General features: G+C 44.0%; 1 protein-coding gene. It reads right to left on the reverse strand.

Annotated elements, in window-relative coordinates; all coding sequences use genetic code 11:
* Window positions 1-42: 42 nt before the first annotated feature.
* On the reverse strand, window positions 43-672 hold a 630-nt coding region (locus A3766_RS26000), incomplete at its 5' end, for a carboxy terminal-processing peptidase (protein ID WP_197479757.1).

Genomic DNA, 672 nt, shown 5'->3' on the forward strand with positions numbered 1-672 from the left:
ACGCTATATCAGTGTCGAGTGTTACCGAATCAAGCTCTATTGCTAAAGAGCATTGGCTAAGGCATTCGCGCTAACTTGCTGTAAAGAAATAAAGTCTAATAAGACTTCAGCACTTTCCTCAACGATAAAGTCTGGTTCTTGTGCTTTGTCTGTTTCAATAGGCTTTTCATCTTCGCTGTCACGCCAGGCCTGAAGAGATTCAAATTCTGGCTTTTGTTCAAGTCGGCGGCGCTTGTTAAGTAAGTCCAAGCGTGCCTTGTCGAAGGCTTCGTCTTCGGTTTTTCGTTTTTGTTCGTTAATCGTTACTTTTTCTATACCGCGCTGAGATTCTAGTAATTCTATTTCTTCTAACAAAAGTACGTATTCAGGATGTTGTGTAATACGTGTGATATGGCTCTCGGCTAGTTTTTGGCTAAGCGGGCTCAAGGCGCCCACCTTGCTAAATTTGGCTGAAGCAATGGAGTCCCACTCAAGTGCGTGATCCAGGGCATCTTCACCTACTTTCGAAGTATCAATGGTGTCAGGTAAAATAATATCCGGGACAACGCCTTTGTGCTGGGTGCTAGCGCCAGAGATTCTATAAAACTTGGCTTGTGTTATTTTTAACTGGCCATGGTTAAGTGGGCGAACTGCTTGTACAGTCCCTTTGCCGAATGTTGGTGTACCCATTAC

This window comes from Oleiphilus sp. HI0132 (assembly GCF_001635845.1).